The sequence below is a fragment of the Promineifilum sp. (SeqCode) genome, assembly GCF_041918635.1.
GTDB lineage: Bacteria > Chloroflexota > Anaerolineae > Promineifilales > Promineifilaceae > Promineifilum.
In genome coordinates this window covers 1-2,448 of the sequence record NZ_JAYRVJ010000425.1, presented here as the reverse complement: position 1 = coordinate 2,448, position 2,448 = coordinate 1, and the positions used below count along the sequence as shown (strand labels likewise).

4 protein-coding genes are annotated in these 2,448 nt (G+C 65.6%); 2 read left to right on the top strand and 2 right to left on the bottom strand.

Annotation, left to right across the window (positions count from 1 at the left end):
* Positions 1 to 1,253: caspase domain-containing protein (locus ACE3UY_RS13235; protein WP_374687980.1), on the bottom strand; the 1,253-nt coding region annotated here is incomplete at its 3' end.
* 136 nt (positions 1,254 to 1,389) lie between these two features.
* Here ACE3UY_RS13235 and ACE3UY_RS13230 point away from each other — a divergent pair.
* On the top strand, positions 1,390 to 1,650 hold the full coding sequence (locus tag ACE3UY_RS13230) for a BrnT family toxin (RefSeq protein ID WP_374687979.1): 261 nt from the start codon (positions 1,390 to 1,392) through the stop codon (positions 1,648 to 1,650).
* A complete protein-coding gene (locus tag ACE3UY_RS13225; protein WP_374687981.1) occupies positions 1,643 to 1,855 on the top strand; it encodes a hypothetical protein in 213 nt (70 codons plus the stop codon). Before ACE3UY_RS13230 ends, ACE3UY_RS13225 begins: the two co-directional genes overlap by 8 nt.
* A 169-nt stretch (positions 1,856 to 2,024) precedes the next feature.
* On the opposite strand, the gene ACE3UY_RS13220 is transcribed toward ACE3UY_RS13225, so the two are convergent.
* On the bottom strand, positions 2,025 to 2,448 hold a 424-nt coding region (locus ACE3UY_RS13220; RefSeq protein WP_374687978.1), incomplete at its 5' end, for a CBM20 domain-containing protein.

The following is a 2,448-nucleotide window of genomic DNA, read 5'->3' as shown; positions in this document are numbered from 1 at the left end:
TCCAGGGCGCGCCCACCCGCGTCGGCCATCTCCGCGTCGCCGGCCTCCAGCGCCGCCGTCAACCGGGCCAGCCGGGCGGCGACCGCCTCGGCCTCCCTGGCCCGTTCGGCCGGCGCGCGCTTCAATTCCGCCTCCAGCGCCGCGACCAGGCTGTTCAGTTCCGCCCGCCCTGCGGCGTCGCCGCCCGGCGCGGCCAGGATGGACTGCGTTACGTGGGACAGGTGCGACTCGATATTGAGCACCGCGCCGCTGAAGTTGCCGGACATGACGTACTTGCTGCCGCCAATCTCGTCGCCGCCAACCGTCTTGCCGCCGAGGTTCACGTCGCCGCCAGCCGTCACCGAGCCGGCCACGTAGGCCCCGCCGCCGGTCTGGATGACCGGCCCGCCGGCCGGCAGCGGCGTCAGCGGGTCGGGCGCGGGCTGCCCTTTGCTGATGCCCTTGCCCCCGAGCACCAGGGCCACGGGGAAGTTCTCGCCGCTGACTTGGTAGACCGGCGTCTGGGAGACGTTGTACTCGCGGCGGGCGCTGGCCGGCACGGCGCGCGAGACGTAGCCCATCACGTCGCTGACCAGCACCTCCGCCGCCCCTTCGGCCGCCGCGTGGCCGGTCAGCGCCTCCACCAGATGGTAGGTGAAGATGCTCATGGCCCGGTCGGCGCGGACGTAGGAGCTTTCGGCGGCGGTGGACGAACTGAGCACGGCCCGCCCCTGCCCCGCGGCCAGGGCGACGACGCTCTTGGCCTCCGGCGGCGCGGCCGTCTTGACCAGCCCGACGCCGGCGAACAGGTCTTCGCCCTTGATGCCCATGCCGCCGGCATGACAGCAGTCGAGGACAACCAGTAGCCGGCGCGGCTGCACCTGTTCGATCTGCGCCGCCACGTCGGTGGCCCGCAAGAGCGAATCGCTCAGCGGCGAGCGCAGGTCATAGGGCAGCAGGTAGTAACTGTCGTCGGCGGCGTTGCGCGCGCCGTGACCAGAGTAGAAGAGGACGGCCGTGGCGTTGTCGCTGCCAGCGGCGGCGATGCGCTCCTGCAGCCAGGAGAGGCCCTGCCGGATGCCCTCGCGCGAGGCGTCGCGGCCGGTCAGCAGGCGCACGTTCTCGGCCGGGTAGGCGCAGCGCTCGGGGTGGACGAGCACGTCGCGCAGCGCGGCGGCGTCCTGGGCCACCGAAGGTAGGGCATATTGGGGGATGAGGTTGTCGTTGACGGCGATGAGCAGCGCGTAGCCGTGGGTGAACGGGTCGGTTGCCATACGTCTCCTCCGCGACGGTTCGCGCCCGCCAACGGTGCGGCATTATACAGCAATTGAGGCGAGGGGACAGTGGCAAAGATGTAAAAAATTCCGCGCACTGTTATGCTATACTATTCATGTGGACTTTGAGTGGGACGTGCAAAAGGCAAGGGCTAACCTGGCCAAGCATCAGGTTAGCTTTGAAGAGGCGCAGACCGTTTTTACAGACCCGTTCGCGCTGATTTTCGACGACGAGTGGCAGTCAGCAGGCGAACCGCGCGAGATCATTATCGGACATTCGGCGCAAAATCGGCTGTTACTGGTCAGTTTTACTGAGCGCCCCGGCGGCCTCATCCGTATCATCAGTTCGCGAGAGACGACTCGATCAGAACGTATTGAGTATGAAGAAAATATCTAAAACCCCTCAGGACAGTGAATCAGAAGACGCTCTTCTGCCGGAATACCAGTTCGACTATCGGCGCGCCAAGCCGAACCGATTCGCGGCCGGCGATAACCAACGGCTTATTGTATTGGATCCTGACGTGGCCGAGGTGTTCACATCGTCGGAAGCGGTTAACAAAGTCTTGCGAGCGTTGATCGCGTCAATGCCGCAAGCTGCCTGAAGCGTGTTCTTCGTTCGTAGTCAGGCGATTCATCGCCGTTCTGCGTCTTGTGGGGCGATTTGGCAAATTGCCCTTCAGGCTGAAGAGCGGCGATGAATCGCCTGACTACAAACCTGCACCGGTCAGGCATCGGCGTTTGTGCAACGCCGACGCCTGATCGATCGAGAGCTTAGTTGGGGCAAGTCCCCACATTGCGCCAGTTGAGGACGGTGTCGTTAACCGTCATCGTCCCGGTCGCGCCGTAATCCAGGGTCAGCATCCGGTTGCCGATCTCTTCGCACGACGCGCCTTTCTCGCCGTGCTCCCAGTCGCCCAGAGCGTACTTGTACTCGATCTGCGTCCCTTCCTTACCGGTCAGGGTGATCGTCCAGTGAGTCGCGTCCACGCGGGTCAGCTCCACGCCACCCGGATCCCAGTCCGGCAGCCCACCATCAAGGCGGCTGAGCGTGCCGGCGATGTGGACGATGCGGCCGGTGGCGTCGGTCGTATCCGGCACGGTGACGTTGAACGTCACCGACACCGTCCGCCGCGTCGCCGTCGCCTCGACCTCGCCGGAGTTGGCCGAGCGGTTGAACGACGTGTCCACGGCGCGG